Here is a 431-nt window from a genome sequence, read left to right as displayed (position 1 = left end):
TTCTAACATTCCATCTATCACCACCGCATTGCCAGCCCGAATCTCTTCTAAATCTAGCGTTATTAACAACAATTTGAGTCTTTGTTACTTTATCAATTTTGGCGATATATCTGCAAGACCTACCTACAACTAGTACATCATCACCAGCCACCAAATCTTTAAGTTCTTTCATTGCTCACCTCCTTCCTTTGGTAATAAATCATCAATATAGAGCCAACGAGATAAGTGAGCACCTTTATACCATTCTTTCCAAGCACAAACATTGTTACCATTTGGCATATACTTTATAAGATGATAAATAGGCTTTCCGTACTCATAGGTTGTTTCCAATATGAGATTCTTCGCTTTCTTTGGCTCTTCACTAGCAGGATACCACAAGTCCTTCAAAGACTCATTGATAGCCCACTTAGCACCTAGTCCAATAGCTTCTT

Annotated in this window: 1 pseudogene; it reads right to left on the bottom strand. The window is 38.1% G+C overall.

From position 1 onward, the window contains the following. Positions 1–168: 168 nt before the first annotated feature. A pseudogene (locus DW657_RS18095) lies at positions 169–431 on the bottom strand (hypothetical protein); the annotation flags it as partial.

The sequence above is a fragment of the Prevotella sp. AM23-5 genome, assembly GCF_003473645.1.
In the GTDB taxonomy this organism is placed as follows: domain Bacteria; phylum Bacteroidota; class Bacteroidia; order Bacteroidales; family Bacteroidaceae; genus Prevotella; species Prevotella copri_A.
Note: the sequence above shows the minus strand (reverse complement) of the source record. Positions and strands in the feature narration are given on the sequence as shown.